The 795-nt window shown below is 63.6% G+C and carries 1 protein-coding gene; it reads right to left on the reverse strand.

Annotated elements, in window-relative coordinates; translation table 11 throughout:
* The coding region (locus KVS69_RS18485; protein WP_217539443.1) for an ATP-binding cassette domain-containing protein at nucleotides 1-795 on the reverse strand (795 nt) is incomplete at both ends.

The following is a 795-nucleotide window of genomic DNA, read 5'->3' on the forward strand; positions in this document are numbered from 1 at the left end:
AGGAAGGTGCGCAGCTTGTGAGCCCGCATCGAAAGCAGGGCCATGCGGAAGGCTTCGCGAAAGCGGTCGAGCCAGGCGGCGAACACCGTTCGCCCGGACGGCGTGGCTCCCGGAAGGAGGGAAACGACGGCCGGCTTCCTGCGAACATCCGTTTTCGTATCGGACACGATCCTGCCGTCGCTGATCTCGATGTTGCGCTCCGCGCTCCCGGCGATCGCCATGTCATGGGTAACGATCACGACGGTGCGGCCTTCGGCGTGGAGTTCGTCCAGGATGCCCAGCACCTCTTGACCGCTATGGCTGTCAAGCGCACCGGTCGGCTCATCGGCAAGAACGACATTTGCGTTGTTCATCAAGGCGCGGGCGATCGACACGCGCTGTTGCTGGCCACCGGAAAGCTGTCCAGGCCGATGCCCGGTGCGATCGGTCATGCCCAGGCGGCCGAGCAGAGCCGCGGCCTGTCCATGTCTTTCGCTCCGGCTCTTGCCAGCGTAGATCGCAGGTATCTCGACATTGCCGAGCGCGGTCAGTTCGGCGAGCAGATGATAACGCTGGAAGATGAACCCGAAATGATCCCGCCGCAACGCCGCCAGTTCGTCAGCGCCGAGAGATGAGGTTTCTCGCCCGGATATCTGGTAGCTGCCGGCGGTCGGGCGGTCCAAACAGCCGAGGATATTCATCAGCGTCGTCTTGCCTGAGCCGGAGGCGCCGACAATCGCCACCATCTCCCCGGCCTCGATGGTGAGATCGATATCCTTCAGGACGGCGATCGTGCCTTCGCCCGAAGGGGACTCG

The organism is Stenotrophomonas sp. GbtcB23, from assembly GCF_019091045.1.
Lineage (GTDB): Bacteria > Pseudomonadota > Gammaproteobacteria > Xanthomonadales > Xanthomonadaceae > Stenotrophomonas > Stenotrophomonas rhizophila_A.